We start from the raw sequence: 20223 nt of genomic DNA, 5'->3' as shown, positions 1-20223 counted from the left end.
CCGCCCGCCCTCTCGCCTCCTCCGCTGCCCTTCCCCGCAGCAGCCGCCGGGTCACGCGCGTGACCCGGCGCACCGGTCCCCCGGCTCGCTCGGGACCGGCTCCAGCAACGGATCCCGCCACCCTCCCATCCGACTGGAGCACGACATGCGCAATGCCGCGCCACGACTTGTGGCACTCGCGACGGGCCTTCTCGCCGCAGCATCCGTCCTCGTCGCCACCCCCGCGGCCGCTCACCCCGGCCACGACCACGGCGACGAGATCTCAGCCACCACCTGGGCCAACTACGAACGCGTGACCCTCTCGAAGGACGTCGGCGAGCCCATCGACCTCGCCGTCCTCCCCGACTCGCGCGTGCTGCACACCACCCGCAACGGGCAGGTGCGCCTGACCGACCCCGCGCAGGGCACGACCACGGTCGTCAACACCATCGATGTCTACTCGAACTCCGAGGACGGGCTGCAGACGGTCACCCTCGACCCCGACTTCGCGAACAACAAGTGGGTGTACCTCTACTACGCGCCCCGCGTGATGGCGGCCCCCTACCCGACCACGACGGCTGCAGGATCGGCGCCCAACACGCTTCCGGCCGGTGCCGACACGTCGTACTGGGAGCAGTGGAAGGGCTACAACCAGCTCAGCCGCTTCAAGTGGGACGACGCGACGGACTCGCTGGACCTGTCGACGCAGCAGGACATCATCCGCGTCGAGGTGCAGCGCGGCCAGTGCTGCCACGTGGCCGGCGACGTCGCCTTCGACAAGGACGGCAACCTGCTCCTCGCCACCGGCGACAACACCCCCGCCGGCACACCCGGCGCGAACGGCATGGCGCCGATGAACGACCGGGTCGGGTACAACCCCGGCCTCGACGCACGCCGCGGCGCCGGCAACACCAACGACCTGCGCGGCAAGATCCTGCGGATCGACGTGCAGGAGGACGGCAGCTACACGATCCCCGCCGGCAACCTGTTCGCGCCGGGAACCGCCGGGGCGCGCGCCGAGATCTTCGCGATGGGCCTGCGCAACCCGTTCCGCATCGACGCCGACCCGGTGACGGGCGCGATCACGTGGGGCGACTACGGTCCCGACGCCGGCACCGCCAACCCGCAGCGCGGGCCGATGGGCTACGTCGAGTGGCAGTCCACGACGGTGGCCCTCAACGGCGGCTGGCCGTTCTGCCACGGGCCGAACGCGAACTACAACGACTGGGACTACGAGCTGCTCGTGCCCGGCGACTGGTACGACTGCGACGGCACGCTGGTCAACGACAGCCCGTACAACACCGGCCTGTCGACGCTTCCGAGCGCGACGGCGCCGCAGCTGTACTACGGCGACCAGCCGACGCACCAGCCGTGGCCGGAGTTCGGCTCGGGCGGCCAGGGACCCATGGGCGGCCCGACCTACCGCTACGACGAGGAGAACCCGGCGACCACGAAGTTCCCGCAGTACTGGGACGGCAAGTCGTTCATGGGCGAGTTCTCGCGCGATCGCGTGTTCGTCTACACCCAGGACGACCCCGACGGCGCGGTGACCCGCATCCAGGACTTCCTGCCCAACGCCGCGCTGAACGCATCGGGGATGCCCCCGTGGGACAACCCCATGGACCTGGAGTTCGGCGCCGACGGCTCGCTCTACGTGCTCGACTACGGCGACGGCTTCTTCCGCCCGAACCCCGATGCGGGGCTGTACCGCGTCGACTACGTCGAGGGCACCAAGGGCCCCCGCGTCGATCTGACCGCGTCGGTCACCTCGGGCCAAGGTCCGCTGTCGGTCGAGTTCTCGGCGGCCGGCTCGACGCACCCCGACGGGCTCGCGCTGACCTTCGCGTGGGATGTCGAGGGCGACGGCACCTTCACCCCCGGCACGGCGACCACGTCGCACACCTACACCGGCGACGGCCAGTACGCGGCACGCGTGCAGGTGACCGACTCCGCCGGCCGCGTGAGCCTCGCCTCGGTCACGATCACGGTGGGCAACACCGCACCGGTCGTCGAGATCGTCACTCCCGTCAACGGCTCGTTCACGGACTGGGGCGACATCGTCCAGTTCGAGGTGCGCGTGACCGACCCCGAGGAGACGATCGACTGCAGCCGCGTGCTGTGGAGCTACGGCCTCGGCCACGACAACACCCACACGCACCCCCTGTTCACGGGGTCGGGCTGCACCGCGTCGATCGAGACCGCACTCGAGGCGGGGCACGGCGAGACCGAGAACATCTACGGTCAGATCGGGGCCTCGTACACCGACGCGGGCGGCGCGACCGCACCCGCGCTGACCGGCGATGACGTGACTCTCCTCAACCCGCGCGAGCTGCAGGCCGAGCACGCCGACGCCCGCACCGGCGGGACGACGGTGGTCGACGACGAGAGCGCATCGGGCTTCCGCAAGCTCACCGGCCTCGGGTCGGGCGAGTCCCTCACCTACGACCCGATCGAGTTCGGCGGCATCACCGGCGTCGAGCTGCGCGCGGCCGGCGCCGGCGAGGTGTCGCTGCACTGGGGCGACGCGGGCGCCACCCCGTTCGCGACGTTCGCGGTGGACTCCGCGGGCTGGTCGCTCGTCTCGGTGCCGCTGATCAAGGTGCCCGAGGGCACCGGTCAGGTCGTCGTGACCTCGACGGGAGGGGTCGAGCTCGACCGCTTCCTGTTCACGACCTCGGTACCGGACGTGAAGGCGACGCTGGCGGCGCTGCGGTCACAGGGCACCGTGACCAACGGCGCGATGGTGTCGCTCCGCCTCCGTCTCGATCGCGCCATCGCGGCGCTCGACGCGGGTGACGTGCCGGCCGCGCTCACCGAGCTGCGGTTCGTGCGGACGCAGCTGCCCGAGCGGGTCGAGAACCTCGACGCGCGCGCGGTGCTGCAGCGGGCCGTCGACGCCGTGATCGCCGATCTCGAGCAGCCGAGAGCACAGGAGTAACCCGAAGAGAGACCGGTGCGGCCGGAGCACTCAGACCTTGGCGGGATCCGCCGGCCGCACCCCCGCTCACCGACCGGGCCGTGTCCTTGCGACACGGCCCGGTCCGCGTCGATGGACCGATGCCGCCCCGGCTATGCGGTGAAGACCGTGTGCACGTCGCCGACGACGTCGCGGCCGCCGAGGGCCGTCAGCTCCATGAGCACGGCCGTGCCGACGACGTCGCCGCCCAGGGTCTGGACGAGCTCGCGCGCCGCGACCAGGGTGCCGCCGGTGGCGAGCACGTCGTCGACGAGCAGCACGCGCATGCCGGCCGTGATGTCGTCGTGCGCCTCGATGGCGGCGGTGCCGTACTCGAGGGAATAGGCGACGGATGCCGCGGGCCGCGGCAGCTTGCCCGCCTTGCGGATCGGCACGAGGCCGGCACCGGCCTCCATGGCCGCGGCGCCCGCGAGCAGGAACCCGCGCGCCTCCACCCCGGCGACGACGTCGAACGACCCCTCGAACGGGGCGATCATGGCGTGGATGACCGTGCGGAGGGCACGGGCATCCGCCAGCAAGGGCGTGATGTCGCGGAACAGCACCCCCGGCTCGGGGTAGTCGGGGATCGTCCGGATGAGGGACTCGGCGCGCGTCAGGGCCTCGGAGAGCACCCGCCCACCCTACGCCCGCCCGGAGGAGCGGGCCCGCGAGGAGCGGGATGTGGCGGCGACTGGCGTGTGTAAGCGCTTGCAGTAGACTGGCGCGATGACCTCCGCAGAGACCGCAGAGCGCACGGACGCGTTTCTCACCACCGTCGGTGGCGAGTGGTGGCGCACCGCAGTGATCTATCAGATCTACCCCCGTTCCTTCGCGGACGCCTCCGGCGACGGCATCGGCGACCTCCCGGGCATCACGTCGCACCTCGACGACCTGGCCCGGCTCGGCGTCGACGCGATCTGGCTGAGCCCGTTCCAGCGCTCGCCGCAGAAGGACGCCGGCTACGACGTCAGCGACTACTGCGACGTCGACCCGCTCTTCGGCACCCTCGCCGACTTCGACGCGATGCTCGCCGCAGCGCACGAGCGCGGCATCCGGGTCATCGTCGATCTGGTCCCGAACCACTCGTCCGACCAGCACGAGTGGTTCCAGCAGGCGCTGGCCGCCCGCCCCGGGAGCCCCGAGCGCGCGCGGTACATGTTCCGCGACGGCAAGGGCGAGCACGGCGAACTGCCGCCCAACAACTGGGACTCGGTCTTCGGCGGTCCCGCCTGGACGCGCGTGACCGAAGCCGACGGCACGCCCGGCCAGTGGTACCTGCACCTGTTCGACTCGTCGCAGCCCGACTTCGACTGGTCCAACGAAGAGGTCCGCGAGGAGTTCCGCCGCATCCTGCGCTTCTGGCTCGACCGTCACGTCGACGGATTCCGCGTCGACGTCGCCCACGGCCTGGTGAAGGCCGAGGGCCTGCCCGACTACATCCCGACGCCCGAGGCCGGCTCGATGGGCGGCGAAGAGGAGAACGTCCCGTACTGGGGTCAGGAGGGCGTGCACGAGGTCTATCGGGACTGGCGCCGGATCCTGGCCGAGTACGAGGGCGACCGTGCTCTCGCCGCCGAGGCGTGGCTGCCCACGGCCGACCGGACGGCGCTGTGGGTGCGCTCCGACGAGATGCACCAGGCGTTCAACTTCCCCTACCTGCAGACCGAATGGGACGCGGCCGAGCTGCGCGAGGTGATCTCCGAGTCGCTGCGGGCGTTCCCGGGCGTCGGCGCCCCCAGCACGTGGGTGCTGTCGAACCACGACGTGGTGCGCCACGCGTCGCGCCTCGCGCTCACGGCCGAGAACCCGCAGGGTCACGGCATCGGTCCCGACTCGCCCGGCAAGCCGATGCCCGAGGTCGGCCTGCGGCGCGCCCGCGCCGCCACGGCGCTCATGCTCGCCCTCCCCGGGTCGGCCTACCTCTACCAGGGCGAGGAGCTCGGGCTTCCCGAGGTCATCGACATCCCCGGCGAGGCTCGCCAGGACCCGACGTGGTTCCGCACGAACGGCGAACGCTACGGCCGCGACGGCTGCCGCGTGCCGATCCCGTGGCACGCGGATGCGCCGGCGTACGGCTTCAGCCCGACGGGTGCGTCGTGGCTGCCCCAGCCGGCCGAGTGGGCCGAGCTCGCGCGCGACCGTCAGGCCGGTGTCGAGGGCTCGACGCTCGAGCTGTACCGCCTGCTTCTCGCCGAGCGCCGCGCTCGCGACCTCGGGGCGGGCACGCTCGAATGGGTCGACGGATTCGGAACGGATGCCGTGGCATTCCGCAACGGGAATGTGACCGTGGTGGCGAACACCGGCTCGGCGCCGATCCCGGTGCCGGACGGTATCGTGATCGCAGCGAGCGGACCGCTCACCGACGGCGAGGTGCCGGCCGACACGACGGTCTGGGTGGCGATCGGCTGAGCCCACGACGGGATGCCGGGCTCGGCATCCCGTCAGTCGACCGGGTGGCGGTCGCGCTAAGGAGAGGTGACGACGTGGTCAGCATCGACGAGGTCGCTCGCGCGGCGGGCGTCTCGACCGCGACCGTGTCGCGCGCCCTCAGCGGACGCGGTCACGTCTCGGCCGGCGCCAAGGCCAAGGTCGAGGCCGCGGCGAAGAGCCTCGGGTACGTCGTCTCGGCGTCGGCGTCGAGCCTCGCCTCGGGCCGCACGCGCAACATCGGGGTGCTCGTGCCGTTCCTCGACCGCTGGTTCTTCTCGACGGTGCTGAGCGGCATCGCGTCGGCGCTCATGCGCCGCGGGTACGACATCACCCTCTACAGCCTCACCGCCGACCGGGCCGAGCGCCGCGACATCTTCGACACGTTCCTGCGGCGCCAGCGCGTGGACGGCGTGATCGCGATCGCGATCGAGCTCGGCCAGGAAGAGACCGAGCACCTGCTGGAGCTCGACCTGCCGGTGATCGCGATCGGCGGTCCGAACCCGAGGCTAACCACCCTGACCGTCGACGACGTCGCGGTGGCGCGCCTGGCGACCGAGCACCTGCTCGCCCTCGGCCATCGCGAGATCGCCCACATCGGCGCGAGCCCCGAGTTCGACATCGACTTCCACATCCCGACGCATCGCCGGCAGGGATTCGAGCAGGCGTTGGCGGATGCCGGGATCCCGGTGAAGCCGTCGCTGTACGAGCCCGCCGACTTTACGATCGAAGGCGGGTTCCGGGCGGCCAAGCAGCTGCTCGGCCAGCCCGGGGGCCGTCCGACCGCGATCTTCGCGGCATCCGACGAGATGGCCATCGGTGCCCTCCTCGCCGCCCGCGAGCTCGGCTACCGCGTGCCCGAGGACCTCTCGGTCATCGGCATCGACGGCCACGAGCTGGGCGAGTTCTTCCGCCTGACCACCGTCGACCAGTTCCCGCTCGGCCAGGGTGAGCGCGCCGCCGACGCGATCCTCGCCGCGCTCGAGCCCACGCCCGGCGAGACCCCCGCGCACCGGCCCGGCGACCTGCCGTTCGAGCTCATCGTGCGCGGCTCCACTGCCCGCCTGGTCTCGTGACCGGTCGTTGAGCGAGGGAGCGCCAGCGACCGAGACGAAACGCCCCGGACCGCCCGACGACGGAGAGCCGATGCGTTTCGTCTCGCTCGTTCCTCGCTCGCTCAACGACCGGCTCGGGCCGCGGATAGGCTCGACCGCATGACGATCGACCTCGAGGCCCTCTACATCGACCTGCACCGGCATCCGGAGCTGTCCTTCCAGGAGACGCGGACGGCCGGAGTCGTCACGAAGCATCTGACGGACCTCGGCATCGAGTTCGAAGAGGGCATCGGCAAGACCGGGGTCGCGGCCGTCGTGCGCAACGGCGAGGGGCCCGTGGTGTGGCTGCGCGCCGACATGGACGCGCTGCCGGTTCCCGAGCAGACCGGACTCGAGTACGCGAGCACGGCCCGCGGCACCGATCCGGCGGGAACGGATGTTCCGGTGATGCACGCGTGCGGCCACGACATGCACGTCACGGCGCTGATCGGCGCTCTCGAGCGCCTGGTCGCCACGAAGGAGGAGTGGTCGGGCACGATCGTCGCCGTCTTCCAGCCCGCCGAGGAGTACGGGGCCGGCTCGCAGGCGATGATCGCCGACGGCGTGCTCGAGCGCTTCCCCCGGCCCGACATCGTGCTCGGCCAGCACGTCACACCGCTGCCCGCGGGCACCATCGGCGTGCGCAGCGGCACCCAGATGGCGGCATCCGACGGCCTCAGCATCACGCTGCTGGGTCGCGGCGGCCACGGCTCGCGCCCCCAGGCGACGATCGACCCGGTGGTCATGGCGGCGGCCACCGTGATGCGGCTGCAGACGATCGTGTCGCGCGAGGTCGACCCGCGCGATGTGGCGGTCGTCACGGTCGGATCGATCCACGCCGGGCTGAAGAACAACATCATCCCCGCCGAGGCACGGCTCGAGCTCAGCCTGCGATATCCCGACGACGAGGCGCGCACCGCCGTGCTCGAGAAGGTGGAGCGGATCGTCCGCGCCGAGGCGCAGGCGTCCGGCGCCGAAGAGCCGCCGGTGATCGTCACCGACCACACCCTGCCGCCGACGATCAACGACGTCCACGCCACCGCCCGGCTCGTGCTGGCCTTCGACGCGGCGTTCGGCGAGGGCACCGTCATCGACCCCGGCATGTTCACCGGCAGCGAGGACGTCTCGTGGTTCGCGCGCGAAGCCGACGTGCCGCTGGTGTTCTGGTTCTGGGGCGGTGTCGACCCGGAGGCGTTCGCGGCGGCACAGGCGGCCGGGACGATCGAGCGCGACATCCCGACCAACCACTCGCCGTTCTTCGCGCCCGTGCTGCAGCCGACGCTCTCGCGCGGCGTCGACGCGCTCGTGGTCGCTGCGCGCGAGTTCCTCGCCCAGCCCGCCGAGGCCTGAGCACGACCGCGGGCCCACGCGTCCCGGAGCCCCGCGCTCAGGGCGAGTCGGCAGCGGCGCGCGCGTCGACCAGCCGCTGACCCGACACGATGCCGGGAAGACCGCGACGGTCGGGAGTGGTCAGCACGAGCGTGACCGACGCGACGGCGAACACTCCGGCGACGAGCCCCCAGGCACCGGGCAGCGCGAGCAGCACGAGATACCCGCCGATGCCGCCGGCGAACCGCAGGAACCGCGCGAGCCCGACAGGCAGCGGCCCGCCGGCGTAGCGCAGCTGCACCGCGAGATCGCCGACGGTGCGGCCGGTCGCCATCACGACGACGAGCCACACGAGCACCGGCGCGGCCCGGCCCACGAGGCCCGCGGCGGATCCGTCCTGCAGCGCGGCGTGGGCGCCGAGCGCCCACAGCGCCAGCTGGAAGACGACCGACACCGCGAGCGCGGTCAGCCACGCCCCGAGCACGTCGCACAGCATCGCCAGGAACCGCCGCGCGCGCGTCACCGGCCGCGGCGCCTCCGCATCGGGGAAGCGCGGCGTCCCCCAGAGCCGTCGCGGCACCAGCAGCGCCAGCAGCGACCCGGCCAGGGCCCCGCACGTGTTGGCGAGCAGGTCGTCGACGTCGAACACGCGGTACGCGCACGGGTATAGACCCCAGACCGCGGTGAGCTGGGTGGTCTCGACGAGCGCCGAGACCGCGAGCCCGGCGACGAGGGCGGTGGGGATGCCGCGGCCGGCGAGGACCCGCACGAAGAAGCCGAGCGGCACGAACAGCAGCACGTTCAGCAGCACCTGCAGGACGGCGGGATCGGTGAGCGCGTCGCCGCCGCGGCGCGAGAGCGCGTCCCGGATCCCGCCGGCGAACGCCCCGAGGTCGAGGTTGACCCCGGCGCAGCGGAGGACATCCGGGTCGGGGAGCGGCAGGAGCGTGTAGATCCAGACCGCCATGAGGTACACCAGCGCCGCGCCCCACACCACGAAGCGACCGACGCCGAACCCGCCGCGGCGGCGATAGCTCAGCGCCACGAACGGCACGAACAGCAGCACGGCCAGCGCCACCCCTGCGGTGACGGCGAGCCCGCCCAGAAGGACCTGTTCGTGCACGTCGGTAGTCTCCCAGAGCGCCCGCCCGGCACCCAGGCATCCCGCGTAGCCTTGAGGTGTGAGCCTGACCACCCCCGCATCGTCTCTCCACGCGCCGCTGGATGCCGCCGCGCTGCGCGCGGACTTCCCGCTGCTCGCCGAGCGCGTCAACGGGCAGCCGCTCGTCTACCTCGACTCGGGAGCGACGAGCCAGAAGCCGCAGGCGGTCATCGACGCCGAGGTCGCGTTCCTCACGCGCGCGAACTCCGCCGTGCACCGGGGCGCGCACACGCTCGCCGCCGAGGCGACGGAGCTGTTCGAAGACGCCCGGGCAGCCGTGGCCGGCTTCGTCGGCGCCCAGCCCGAGCAGCTCGTCTGGACGAGCGGCGCGACAGCGGGCCTGAACCTCGTCGCATACTCGATCGGCAACGCGTCCGTCGGGCGCGGAGCCCCGGCATCCGCCCGCTTCGCACTGAAGCCGGGCGACGAGATCGTCGTCACCGAGGCCGAGCACCACGCGAACCTCGTCCCGTGGCAGGAGCTCGCCGCGCGCACCGGCGCCGTGCTGCGCCACGTCCCGGTCCGCGACGACGGGACCCTCGACACGGATGCCGCGGCCGAGCTCATCGGCGAGCGCACCAGGATCGTCGCGTTCACGCACGTCTCGAACGTCCTCGGCATCGTGAACCCGGTCGCGGACGTCGTCGCCCTGGCCCGTGCCGTCGGCGCCCTCACGGTGCTCGACGCGTGCCAGTCCGCACCGCACATGCCGCTCGACCTCCCCGCGCTCGATGTCGACCTCGCGGTGTTCTCGGGCCACAAGATGCTCGGGCCGTACGGCATCGGAGGTCTCTACGGTCGCGCCGACGTGCTCGAGGCGCTGCCCCCGTTCCTCACCGGCGGGTCGATGATCACCACCGTGACCCTCGACGAGGCGGCGTACCTCCCGCCGCCGCAGCGGTTCGAGGCCGGCACGCAGCCGGTCTCGCAGGCTATCGGCCTCGCGGCCGCCGTCCGCTACCTCGACGGCGTCGGGATGGATGCCGTGCACGCGCACGAGAAGACGCTCGAGGCACGCATGGCCGCGGGACTGCGTGAGATCCCGGGCGTGCGGATGCTCGGCGATGCCTCGACGGGCTCGGCAACCGGGGGGCGCTCGGCAACCGGGGGCGGCTCGGCAACCGGCGGGCCTGCGGAGCGCGTCGGCCTGTGGTCGTTCGAGGTCGAGGGCGTGCACGCACACGACGTGGGGCAGTTCCTCGATGCGCGCGGAGTCGCCGTGCGCGTCGGCCACCATTGCGCGCAGCCGCTGCATCGGCGCTTCGGCCTGACCGCGTCGGTGCGGGCGTCGACCGCGCTGTACAACACCCCCGACGACGTCGACATCTTCCTCGACGCCCTTTCCGGCGTGCGCTCGTTCTTCGGAGCGACGTCATGACCGGGCTCGACGCGCTCTACCAGGAGCTGATCCTCGACCACTCCAAGCGTCCGCACGGCAAGGGCCTCGGCGACGATGCCGGCCGCGCCGCTACCTCTCATCAGCGCAACCCGATCTGCGGCGACGAGATCACCCTCCGCGTCCGCCTGACCGATGACGGAGCCCGCGTGAGCGAGGTCACGTGGGAGGGCGCCGGCTGCTCCATCTCGCAGGCGTCGGCATCGATGCTCGCCTCGCTCGTCGCCGAGGAGGGCGGGATGACCCGGGCCGAGGCATCCGTCCTCATCGACGGGTTCCGCGAGGCGCTGCGCTCGCGCGGCGGCATCGCCCTCGACGAGGAGACCTTCGGCGACGCCGCCGCCCTGTCGGGCGTCTCGAAGTTCACCGCGCGCGTGAAGTGCGCGATGCTCGCGTGGGTCGCGCTCGAAGACGCCCTGGCCCGCGCCTGACACGCGGGTGCCGGCGCGCCGCATGGATTCCGTGAGGGCACGGCGAGAAGCGGCCGGGGGCGGCATCCGTCGATCTAGGCTTCTCAGCGTGCAGGCCACAGACCGGCCGTCGACCGGCGCCCTCCGCGCCCTTCCCCGCATGACGGGCGGGGCCCTGACCCGACGGCGCATCATCGCCGGGTTCGTGATCGCCCTCGTCGGCGGTCCGCTGCTCACGTGGCTGCTGTACTCGGTGCGCACCCCCGAGTCGATCACGTCGGACGTGCTGTCGTACCAGCTGCTGGTGGTGGTCGTCGCCCTGGTGGGCGGAATCTGGCCGGCCGTGTTCGCCGCGGTGCTGTCTGGGTTGACGCTCGACTTCCTCTTCGTGGCGCCGCAGTTCCAGATCGCGATCGCCGACCCCCTGCACCTGTGGGCCCTGTGTCTCTACGTCGTGATCGCGGTGCTCGTCAGCTACATCGTCGATCAGGCCGCGCGGCGAGAGCGTGCCGCCGTCCGGGCGACGGCCGAGGCCGAGCTGCTCACGGCGGTCGCAGGGAGCGTGCTGCGCGGCGAGAGCGCCGCGCCGACGCTCGTGTCGAAGGCGCGCGAGGCCTTCGGAATGACGGGCGTGCGGCTCGTGTCCGCCGACGGCGGCGTCCTCGCGACCGACGGTGAGCCGGTGCCCGACGGCCGCGTGATCGCGGTGTCGGTCGGGCACGGCACCGGGGCGACCCTCGAGCTTCACGGCGGGACGCTGGATGCCTCGGAGCGCCGCATGCTCGACGTCGTGGTCGCCCAGCTCGGCGCCGCCCTCGAGCGTGCCGAGCTCACCGAGACCGCACGAGCCGCCGAGGTGCTCGCCGAGACCGACCGGGTGCGCGCGGCCCTGCTGTCGGCGGTGAGCCACGACCTGCGCCGGCCCCTCGCGGCCGCCGTCGCCGCGGTGGGCGGACTGCGCTCCGCGGGCGGCGAGCTGTCGGACGACGACCGCGCCGAGCTGCTTGCCACGGCGGGCGAGTCGCTCACCACGCTCTCGCGTCTGGTGACCGACCTCCTCGATGTGAGCCGCGTGCAGGCGGGGGTGCTCGCGGTGTCGCTGCGGCCGGTCGACGTCGCGGAGGTCGTGGCGGCGGCGGTCGACGAGCTCGGCCTCGGGCCCGACGAGATCGAGCTCGATCTCGACCCCGCGCCGCCCGCAGCGAACGCGGACCCGGTGCTGCTGCAGCGCGTGATCGTCAACGTGCTCACCAACGCGGTGCGGCACAGCCCCACCGGAGCGCGCGTGCGCATCGTCACGGCTGCCCGACGCGGGGCGGTCGAGATCGCGGTCGTCGACCGGGGGCCGGGCATCGAGCCCGAGCGTCGCGACGACGTGTTCGCGCCGTTCCAGCGCCTCGGCGACACCGACAACGACACCGGCCTCGGCCTGGGCCTCGCGCTCTCGAAGGGCTTCACCGAGGGGATGGGCGGCACGATCGCCGCCACCGGCACGCCGGGCGGCGGGCTCACGATGCTCATCGCGCTGACCCCCGTGGCAGACCCCCGCGCCGAGCGCTCCGCACCGCGTGGAGCGACGCGGGGCGCCACGCGGTATGGCGCGCCGGGAGCATCCGACGGGGACGCCCGATCGTGAAGGTGCTGATCGCCGACGACGACCCTCAGCTCGTGCGCGCGCTGCGCATCACCCTCGGCGCACACGGCTACGAGGTCGTCGCCGCCCCCGACGGCGCGTCGGCCATCACCCTGGCCGTGAAGGAACGGCCCGACATCTACATCGTCGACCTCGGGATGCCCCGCCTCGACGGCATCGGCCTCATCGAGGCGGTGCGGGGCTGGTCCACGGCGCCGATCATCGTGGTGTCGGGCCGCACGGGTTCGGCCGACAAGGTGGAGGCCCTCGATGCCGGCGCCGATGACTATGTCACCAAGCCGTTCCAGGTCGACGAGCTGCTCGCTCGACTGCGGGCGCTCGCGCGGCGCGCGGTCGCGGCATCCGATGAACCGGTCGTGACGTTCGGCGACGTCATCGTCGACCTCTCGACGACCTCGGTGACGCGGGGCGGCGAGCGCGTGCACCTGACGCCGACCGAGTGGCGGATCCTGGAATTCCTGGTGCGCAACCCGGGTTCGCTCGTGACGCGGCAGACGCTGCTGAAGCGCATCTGGGGCTCGGACCAGGTCACCGACACCGGGTACCTGCGGCTGTACATGTCGCAGCTGCGGAAGAAGCTCGAGGCCGATCCCGCGCACCCGCGTCACCTGCTGACCGAGTCCGGCATGGGCTACCGCCTGCTCACCGACTGACCCTCCGGGCGCGACCCGCCGTTCGCCCGGAGGCTTGGGTCTCCGGGCCGCCCCGCCGAGCCTCGTTCGCTGCAGCGCGCGGAGCGCGCGCCACGCTCTCGCGTCCGCTGCACTTTGCGACGGTGCCAGCTGCACTTTGCGACGAACGTGACGTTTCGCGACGCCGCGGGCGTCGTGAAGTGCAGCGCGGGGTTCCTCCCCAGCCGGGTCCTCCCCAGCCGGGTCGCGCGGGGAAGAGTCCACAGATCCTGGACGGTCGCGCAGCGGCGCGTCTCCCGCACGCGAAGGTCAAACCATGTGGCTTGAACAACCTCCACTTCGCACCGTGTTCCGCCGGAACGAGAACGAGGGTGAGCCGGTCAACGATCGCCGCCTGCGCAGCCGCATCGCAACCGGTGAAATCGAACGGATCGCCCGCGGCGTGTACGCGGACCGCACGGCCTGGCGCTCCCTCACCCCGATCGCGCGCCACGCCCAGCTCGTGTGGGAGTGCGCCGCTCGCATGTCGCCGGGGCAGACGGTGTCGCATTTCGCGGCAGCTGCCCTCCACGGCATCGACATCCTCGGCAACTGGCCCCCCACCTTCGATGTGTCCATCGCGGACGCGTCGGGAGGACGCTCGAGCGGGACCATCCGTCGACATCCGCGCGACATCGAGGTCCTCGCGACCGCGACCTGGGGTCGGCACAGGGTGACCACGCCGCTCCAGACGACGATCGACCTGATCGGATCGGTGCGCTACGTCACCGGTGTCGCCATCGCAGACCAAGCGTTATGGGCACGTCGATCCGCGGGCGCCTTGGTGGAGGGTGCCGAACTCCTCGAGGCCGCGCACAGTGTGGGGGGGCGTGCAGCTGCGCGCACCGTGCGAGCCGCCGAGTTCGCCACCCACCTCTCCGACAGCGTGCGCGAATCGCAGAGCCGCGTGCTCATCTCGGTGATGGGGTTTCCGCCGCCCGAACTCCAGGCGCGATTCGTTCTCGCTCACGGCCGCGAGGCTTTCACCGACTTCTTCTGGCGCGAACACCGGCACATCGGGGAGTTCGACGGCGCGGGCAAGTATCGGGATCCCGCCCTCCTCAGGGGCCGGACGCCCGAAGAGGTGCTCCTGGCTGAAAAGGACCGCGAGGACGCGCTCCGCCGACAGTCGGACGCATTCTCCCGCTGGCGCGTGCCGGCGCTGAATTCGCCCCGCCTCCTCTACGACATCCTCCACGGGGCCGGACTCCCCACCTCGAAGCCGCGCCCGGGTCGGTGAGCGCCGCAACCTCCGGCGTCCGCGCCACTTCGCGACGGCGACCGCTACAGTTCCCGGCACCCGCTACGGCGCAAACTGCAGCGCCCGCCAGAAAGCGCCGCGAGCACCCGGGGCTCCACCGCGACCGCTCCACCCGGGGCTCCGCCCGAGCACCCGGGGCTCAGCCGCGACCACCCCGCGCGCCGGGCTCAGCCGAGGCCCTGACGCTCCTCGCCCGGCGCGGGCGGCACGTCACCGGCCACCGGCTTGCCTGACAGGCCCACCGACCCGGCGTGCGGGTCCTTCGACAGGGCGGCCGCGACGGCGACGGACTCGTCGACGTCGGGGTACTGCGGCCGCAGCTGCACGGCCGTGCTGCGGCGACGCTCGCGCTTGGCCCGCGAGGCCGCGGCCCACAGGTTGAGCGCCTCGACGAAGATCGCGAACGCCATTGGGCCGTAGATGAACGCCTTGTCGATGTGGAACCCGAAACCCTCGGCGACGAGGAAGACGCCGATCAGCAGGAGGAACGACAGCGCCAGCATCTTCACCGTGGGGTGCTTGTTGACGAACGCGAAGATGAAGCGCGCGGCGAACAGCATGATGCCGAACGACAGCACCACGACGGTGATGATGACGACGAGGTTCTCGGTCATGCCGACCGCGGTGATGACGGAGTCCAGCGAGAAGACGATGTCGAGGGCGAGGATCTGCGCGAGCACCGATCCGAACGTCACACCCTTGCGAGCCCCGCCGTCGTGCCCCTCCTCGGCGCCCTCGAGCTTGTGGTGGATCTCGGTGACGGCCTTGTACACGAGGAAGAGGCCACCCGCGATGAGGATGAGGTCCTTCCACGAGAAGCCCATCGCCCCGAGGAAGAAGACGTCCTCCTTGAGCGTGATGATCCACCCCGCGAAGAGCACCAGGACCACCCGCATCACCATCGCGAGCGTCAGACCCAGGTTGCGCGCCTTCGCCTGCTGCTCCTTGGGGAGCTTGGAGGCGAGGATCGAGATGAAGATGACGTTGTCGACGCCCAGCACCACTTCCAGAACGAACAGCGTCAGGAAGACGGCGATCAGGTCGGGCGTGAAGGCGAAGGAGAAGTCCACGGGGACCACAATACGGACGAAGATCCGGATGCCTCGGCACAAGGCATCCGGATCTTCCAGTCCGTGTGGTCAGACGGCCGCCAGCACGCCCTCGAGGCGTGCGTAGCTGGCCTCCATGCCCTCGGTCATGCCGGTGGCGAGCACCATGTCGCGGGTCTGCGCGTCGGGGTACTCGATGAGGATCGTGATGAGCGTCGCGCCGTCCTCCTCGTAGAGGTTGAGGTCGTTGAGCGTGGACGGGAAGTCGGTGCCCGTCATGTGCTCCGTCGTCACGGCGCGGCGCGGGGCGTCGACGAGTAGCGTCTCGCCGTCGAAGCCGAAGCGCTCGCCTTCGACGCCCTCGCCGGGCTCCCACACGTAGCGGTACTTGTCGCCGACGGCCGGCGCGACCTCGCACTCGACGAGGCTCCAGCCGTCGGGCCCGAGCATCCACTCCTTCAGCAGCTCGGGCTCGTGGTGGGCGCGCCACACGAGGTCGATCGGGCCCTCGATGAGCCGCGTGATGCGCACGTGCGTGTCGTCGAGGATCTCGGTCTGCGTACCCTTGCCGGCGGCGTACGCGCGCAGGCCCTCGAGCACGCGGTCGAGCTGGCTCATGGCCATCGTGGCGCCCTCGACCATGCCCATCGCGAGGACCTGCTCGAGGGCATCGGCGGTCGTGAAGTGCGTGACGTTGCGCAGCCGCGAGCCCTCGTCGGTGCTCTCGAAGCTGAAGACCATCCGCGAAGCGGGCATGTCGGGAATCGGCGTGCCGCTCTCATCGGCGAACGCGTCGAGCACCTCGAAGCCGCGCGGCTCGTCGATCGAGAGGAACTCCCACGACCCGCCCGACTTCTCGCCGCGCGGGCTGGTCATGTAGTAGGTCGCGCGGCCGCCGGGCTCGAAGTCGAACGACGTGAAGGTCGCCGGCCAGCCGGGAGGGCCCCAGAACCGCTCGAGCTGCTGGGGGTCGGTGAAGGCCTCCCACAGCCGCTCGACGGGGGCCGCGAACTCGGCCGTGAGCGACATGGTGAGCGCTTCGGGGTCGGTGGTGACATCGGTGACGGGCATCGTCATTCTCCTTGCTCGGGGTTCGTGCGTGTCTGGCTCTTGCGTGAGGGTCGGTCGGTCGAGTCGACGGCGTCGGCGGATGCCGCATCCGCCGTCCGCGGCTCGGCCAGGAGCGCGTCGAGACGGTCGATGCGGGACCGCCACAGCTCCTCGTACCGCGCGAGCAGCGCGCGGGCCCGGGCGATCATCGCGGGATCCGCCCGGACGAGACGTTCGCGCCCTTCGGCGCGCTTGATGATGAGACCGGCCTCTTCGAGCACCGCGACATGCTTCTGCACCGCGGCGAACGACATGTCGTAGTCGCGTGCGAGCGCTGACACCGAGTGCTCGCCCTCGATGGTGCGACGGAGGATGTCGCGCCGCGTCGCCGCCGCGAGCGCGTGGAACACGCGGTCGATCTGTTCATCACTGAGTTCCGTTCGTACAACCATTTGGTTGTAGATTACGGATGCCGCGGACTGATGTCAACCGTTGACTCGTTGTCGTGGAGCTACTCGACGGCGGCGTCCAGCTGAATGTAGTCGAGAGGAAGCTTGTAGCCGTGTGAGCTCGCGTTCTTCCCTATGGCTGTGAACGTGAACTGATGGACTCCCGCGCTCATGGTCACGTTCCCCAGATCGACCTCGACCACCTTCCCCGACGGTCGATACAGATCTATGGGATCGCCGAAGTCGTTCCCGTCGATCTGCAGCTGGTACGTGCCGCTGTCGCTGAATCTCATGACTCCGACGGCGAGATGGTAGGTCCCGGCTTGACTTACAGGCACCGCATAATCGATGTGCTCCGCGACGCCGTACGCATTGAAGATGCGGTACTGACCTCCGCTGGCGTCCGCATTGCTCTTGATGACCCCCGTGCTGGCGGTCAGCACCTCGGCCTCCAGCCTTTCGCTGACGCCGGCGGCAGCCGGAATCAGGCTGAGGTAGTCCAGCATCAGCTTGTAGCCCGAGGCGTTCGCGTTCTTGCCTGTCGTCGTCAGCCGGAACAGGTGGCTGCCAGGCGTCGCGAAGGTGTGCGAGCCGAGATCGAAGTCCTTCCGGGTCTCGGAGGTGTTCCAGAACAGGTCCTGGGGCGCTCCTGCATCCACCCCATCGACCGAGAGCTGGTAAGTGCCGTTGTTACTCGCCTTCAGCACCCTGGCGATGACATCGTAGGTCCCCGGTTGCGTCACATCGACGCTGAACTCGACATAGTCGCCGACCGCGTTGTTGTTGATGCCCAGCTTTCCTCCCCCGCTGGCGTTCGCGTCGGTGTAGATCGAGACGGAGTCCGTGCGGAAGTGCACGGGCAGCGCTTCGGCCTCGTACACGTCCGGGATCGCGATAGGCGCGGGGTTCGGCGCCTGCGCGCCGCTCAGCGAGAACTTCACCGTGAGAGCCTTGCCTCGCGTGCTGTTCACATCCACCTTGAGCATGACCGTGGGGTGGTATTGGATGACGGTGACTTCGGGGTCCTTGGAGATCAGCCCCGTCGCGCTCGTGTCTACTGTCAGGTAGATCGTGCCGACGTTCTTCTGTGTCGGGTCGGAGACCGAGAGCTCGAGTTCGTCGGCCGTCTTGCTCATCATGACCGATGCTTTGCTGTCGGAGGTGACCAGGCCCGCGGTGGTCGGTTCGTCCTTCCAGAAGTTGATCCCTGTGACATCCAGGCTGTTCTCCCGCACCGCCTGCACGGAATCGGAGTTCTCCAAGATGCTGATGTCGGGCGCCGCCGCGTAGTCGCCCACCTGCGAGCTCGTCTTGTCCGGAAGCAGGACGTAGGAGTAGGACTGGTCCGTCGGGTTCGTTCCGTGGCCGACCGCCAGGGCCATGTAGTTCCGGGTGTGGGGAGTCGAATCGCCCCAGGCGGAGGACGAGTTGAGCTGCTTCCAGTTCCCCGTCCGTGCCTCCCGCAACCCGTTGACCGTTGCACCTCCCGGGAAGTAGTAGCCGATGTCCGAACCGGGCACGGTGCCCGCGAGGTGCGCGTAGTCGACACCGGTCAGCGTCTCCGACCATCCGAGTGCGGTCGGCTCTGCCGCGCCGTTCACGGTGAGCGCGTTATCGCCCGCGCCGTTGAGCTTCCGGTTCTCCACGATCGTCTCGGTGGCGATCCCGTCGGTGCTGCTGATCCCCGCTCCGAGCGCGACGATCTCGTCATCGAACATGAACCAGGACTTCTTGGCTTCCAGACTCCGTCCCATCGGGTGCAGTTCCATGCCTGTGACGCCGTACTGTCCGCGCAGGCCGGCGCCGCCGACCCAGTCCTTGTCGTTCCGGGTGTTGGCGGCCTGGGTGGTGTTCTGCAGCACGGTGGTGCCCGGCAGCCGATAGCTGTCGACCGTCGGCCAGAAGTTGTCGTTGAACTGGCTCAGATCGTCGTTGTACAGGTAGGTCATGCCGTCGCCGGTGTGCCAGCCCTTGTTGTTCTCCGAGTTGATCGCCTCGTAGTTGCCGATGCGGCTGGAGGACATGCTGATGCCGAACCCGAAGTCGGGTCGGAGATGGACGGCGCGATCCATGGCGGAGAACTGGCGGTGCGTCGTGAGCTCGCCACGAGCCGTGATGGAGGGATCGCTCAGAATCTCTTTCGCAGCGACGATCAGATCGACCGGGACAAGCTCGAGGAAGGTCTTGTCCGTATCGAGCTGCAGCCAGTACTTGGTCATGCTCCCGAATGCGCCGGCATCCGCGGCCGGAGCGACCTCGGACAGCCGGATGATGGCTGCCACGACGTCGACGGCCTCGTAGAGGTCCTGGGCCCCATGGCGAGATATCTCCCTGCCCCGCACCATGTCCATCAGATTTCCCTTGTAGACGAAAGGCTCGTACGAGTCGTAGATCCACTGGAACACGTTGGCCTTGTTCGGGTCGACGACCTCCCAGGTGGAACCGTCCAGCAGATACAGGAGGTCGGAGATCCCCGCGAGCAGGGATACGCCGTAGCCGCCGTTGTACGCGTAGAAGTTGTGCTGGACGAAGGATCCGTCGGTCGAGAAGCCGTCCCCTGCCGTGACATAGGGGAACAAGGCGCTCAATCCGTCCCGCCCCGCGGCGACCCGGGCTGAGTCCTTGTCGTTGATACCCGAGAGTGCGATGACCTGGCTCTCCCACAGTCGGTTGGCTCCGCTCATCGTCACGCTCGGCTGGGCGTAGGAGACAGCCGCCATGTAGTCGGAGACCTGAGTCGGGGTCAACTCGTCGTAGATCAGCGCGACGATGTCGTTCAGGGCGAGCGGGGCGCCGATCTGCCAGTGCCACCAGTTCTGATACATGGTGACGCCATCGAAGAACTTGTTGGCGTTCATCCAGTCCAGCGCGCTGATCAGGTCGGTCTTGAGCGCGAGGTCCCCCTCCAGCTCGGAGCCATGAGTCTCGTAGGCGAGCGCCATGTCCTTGAGACGGCTGTACGTCGCCGTCATGCTCGCCGAGTCGTTGCCGAACGGGGCATCGTTCCACAGACGCAAGCGGTCGGGCGCCTTCTGCATGGTGTCCCAGTGGCCCTGCGCCGTGTCTGTGATGTGAGCGATTCTTGCGGCGATGTCGGGATCGGAGAGGCTGTAGCCCGTCCCCCCGGTCAGCATGGTCCTGTACTTCTGCCTGAGCCCGTCGAACTCATCCGCGACGGTCGCGTCCGCCGAGAACCCGCTGACGTTCGTCTCGGGAGCCACGTCAGCTCGTGCGTCGACCGGAGTGAACAGCAGGGCGGTCGTGACCATGAGCGCGACCGTCGGTTTCGTCGCGCTCTTCATCCAGATCTTGAACATCATCGTCCTCGTCTTCTCG

14 protein-coding genes and 1 pseudogene are annotated in these 20223 nt (G+C 70.3%); 9 read left to right on the top strand and 6 right to left on the bottom strand.

Going from position 1 to position 20223, the window contains the following annotated elements; translation table 11 throughout:
- The first annotated feature begins 145 nt into the window (after positions 1 to 145).
- Positions 146 to 2917 carry a PQQ-dependent sugar dehydrogenase gene (locus tag IM778_RS00560; protein ID WP_194410174.1) on the top strand — a complete coding sequence of 924 codons (2772 nt, stop codon included), beginning with the start codon at positions 146 to 148 and terminating at the stop codon, positions 2915 to 2917.
- Positions 2918 to 3048: 131 nt separating this feature from the next.
- Here IM778_RS00560 and IM778_RS00555 read toward each other — a convergent pair whose 3' ends face one another.
- Positions 3049 to 3567, bottom strand: coding sequence for an adenine phosphoribosyltransferase (locus IM778_RS00555; RefSeq protein ID WP_194410173.1), 519 nt, complete (start codon positions 3565 to 3567; stop codon positions 3049 to 3051).
- Positions 3568 to 3661: 94 nt separating this feature from the next.
- On the opposite strand from IM778_RS00555, the gene IM778_RS00550 reads away from it, so the two are divergent.
- The 3 genes from IM778_RS00550 (at position 3662) to IM778_RS00540 (ending at position 7806) form a co-directional block, all read left to right on the top strand.
- Positions 3662 to 5344 (top strand): glycoside hydrolase family 13 protein, encoded by a 1683-nt coding sequence (locus tag IM778_RS00550; protein WP_194410172.1) that lies wholly within the window; start codon positions 3662 to 3664, stop codon positions 5342 to 5344.
- Positions 5345 to 5418: 74 nt separating this feature from the next.
- Positions 5419 to 6438, top strand: coding sequence for a LacI family DNA-binding transcriptional regulator (locus IM778_RS00545; RefSeq protein WP_194410171.1), 1020 nt, complete (start codon positions 5419 to 5421; stop codon positions 6436 to 6438).
- A 138-nt stretch (positions 6439 to 6576) separates the two neighbouring features.
- Positions 6577 to 7806: an amidohydrolase gene (locus IM778_RS00540; protein WP_194410170.1), complete on the top strand. Its 1230-nt coding sequence runs from the start codon at positions 6577 to 6579 to the stop codon at positions 7804 to 7806.
- Positions 7807 to 7843: 37 nt separating this feature from the next.
- On the opposite strand, the gene IM778_RS00535 is transcribed toward IM778_RS00540, so the two are convergent.
- A complete protein-coding gene (locus IM778_RS00535; RefSeq protein ID WP_194410169.1) occupies positions 7844 to 8908 on the bottom strand; it encodes a VanZ family protein in 1065 nt (354 codons plus the stop codon).
- A 64-nt stretch (positions 8909 to 8972) separates the two neighbouring features.
- Here IM778_RS00535 and IM778_RS00530 point away from each other — a divergent pair, with 64 nt between their 5' ends.
- The 5 genes and pseudogenes from IM778_RS00530 (at position 8973) to IM778_RS00510 (ending at position 14318) form a co-directional block, all read left to right on the top strand.
- Positions 8973 to 10325: an aminotransferase class V-fold PLP-dependent enzyme gene (locus IM778_RS00530; RefSeq protein ID WP_194411654.1), complete on the top strand. Its 1353-nt coding sequence runs from the start codon at positions 8973 to 8975 to the stop codon at positions 10323 to 10325.
- Positions 10322 to 10774, top strand: coding sequence for a Fe-S cluster assembly sulfur transfer protein SufU (sufU, locus tag IM778_RS00525; RefSeq protein WP_194410168.1), 453 nt, complete (start codon positions 10322 to 10324; stop codon positions 10772 to 10774). Before IM778_RS00530 ends, sufU begins: the two co-directional genes overlap by 4 nt.
- A gap of 64 nt (positions 10775 to 10838) precedes the next feature.
- Positions 10839 to 12389: pseudogene (locus tag IM778_RS00520) on the top strand (sensor histidine kinase); the annotation flags it as partial.
- Positions 12386 to 13060, top strand: a complete 675-nt coding sequence (locus tag IM778_RS00515; protein WP_194410166.1) for a response regulator — start codon at positions 12386 to 12388, stop codon at positions 13058 to 13060. The pseudogene IM778_RS00520 and the gene IM778_RS00515, both read left to right, overlap by 4 nt.
- Positions 13061 to 13385: 325 nt before the next feature.
- Positions 13386 to 14318 (top strand): hypothetical protein, encoded by a 933-nt coding sequence (locus IM778_RS00510; RefSeq protein WP_194410165.1) that lies wholly within the window; start codon positions 13386 to 13388, stop codon positions 14316 to 14318.
- Positions 14319 to 14506: 188 nt separating this feature from the next.
- Here IM778_RS00510 and IM778_RS00505 read toward each other — a convergent pair whose 3' ends face one another.
- The 4 genes from IM778_RS00505 to IM778_RS00490 form a co-directional block, all read right to left on the bottom strand.
- Positions 14507 to 15409: a TerC family protein gene (locus tag IM778_RS00505; protein WP_194410164.1), complete on the bottom strand. Its 903-nt coding sequence runs from the start codon at positions 15407 to 15409 to the stop codon at positions 14507 to 14509.
- Positions 15410 to 15478: 69 nt separating this feature from the next.
- Positions 15479 to 16459 carry an SRPBCC family protein gene (locus IM778_RS00500; protein WP_194410163.1) on the bottom strand — a complete coding sequence of 327 codons (981 nt, stop codon included), beginning with the start codon at positions 16457 to 16459 and terminating at the stop codon, positions 15479 to 15481.
- A 2-nt stretch (positions 16460 to 16461) separates the two neighbouring features.
- Positions 16462 to 16890, bottom strand: a complete 429-nt coding sequence (locus IM778_RS00495) for an ArsR/SmtB family transcription factor (RefSeq protein WP_228484662.1) — start codon at positions 16888 to 16890, stop codon at positions 16462 to 16464.
- Between the two features lie 59 nt (positions 16891 to 16949).
- Entirely contained in the window at positions 16950 to 20207 is a 3258-nt protein-coding gene (locus IM778_RS00490; RefSeq protein ID WP_194410162.1) for a polysaccharide lyase family 8 super-sandwich domain-containing protein, read from the bottom strand.
- Positions 20208 to 20223: the final 16 nt, after the last annotated feature.

Source organism: Microbacterium cremeum (assembly GCF_015277855.1).
Lineage (GTDB): Bacteria > Actinomycetota > Actinomycetes > Actinomycetales > Microbacteriaceae > Microbacterium > Microbacterium cremeum.
This window is presented reverse-complemented; position numbering and strand designations above follow the sequence as displayed.

Bases quoted from the DNA above. Each gene is read 5' to 3' on its own strand.
- IM778_RS00560 (WP_194410174.1), top strand. From the start codon at position 146: ATGCGCAATGCCGCGCCACGACTTGTGGCACTCGCGACGGGCCTTCTC.
- IM778_RS00550 (WP_194410172.1), top strand. From the start codon at position 3,662: ATGACCTCCGCAGAGACCGCAGAGCGCACGGACGCGTTTCTCACCACC.
- IM778_RS00540 (WP_194410170.1), top strand. From the start codon at position 6,577: ATGACGATCGACCTCGAGGCCCTCTACATCGACCTGCACCGGCATCCG.
- sufU (WP_194410168.1), top strand. From the start codon at position 10,322: ATGACCGGGCTCGACGCGCTCTACCAGGAGCTGATCCTCGACCACTCC.
- IM778_RS00500 (WP_194410163.1), bottom strand. From the start codon at position 16,459: ATGCCCGTCACCGATGTCACCACCGACCCCGAAGCGCTCACCATGTCG.
- IM778_RS00495 (WP_228484662.1), bottom strand. From the start codon at position 16,890: ATGGTTGTACGAACGGAACTCAGTGATGAACAGATCGACCGCGTGTTC.
- IM778_RS00490 (WP_194410162.1), bottom strand. From the start codon at position 20,207: ATGATGTTCAAGATCTGGATGAAGAGCGCGACGAAACCGACGGTCGCG.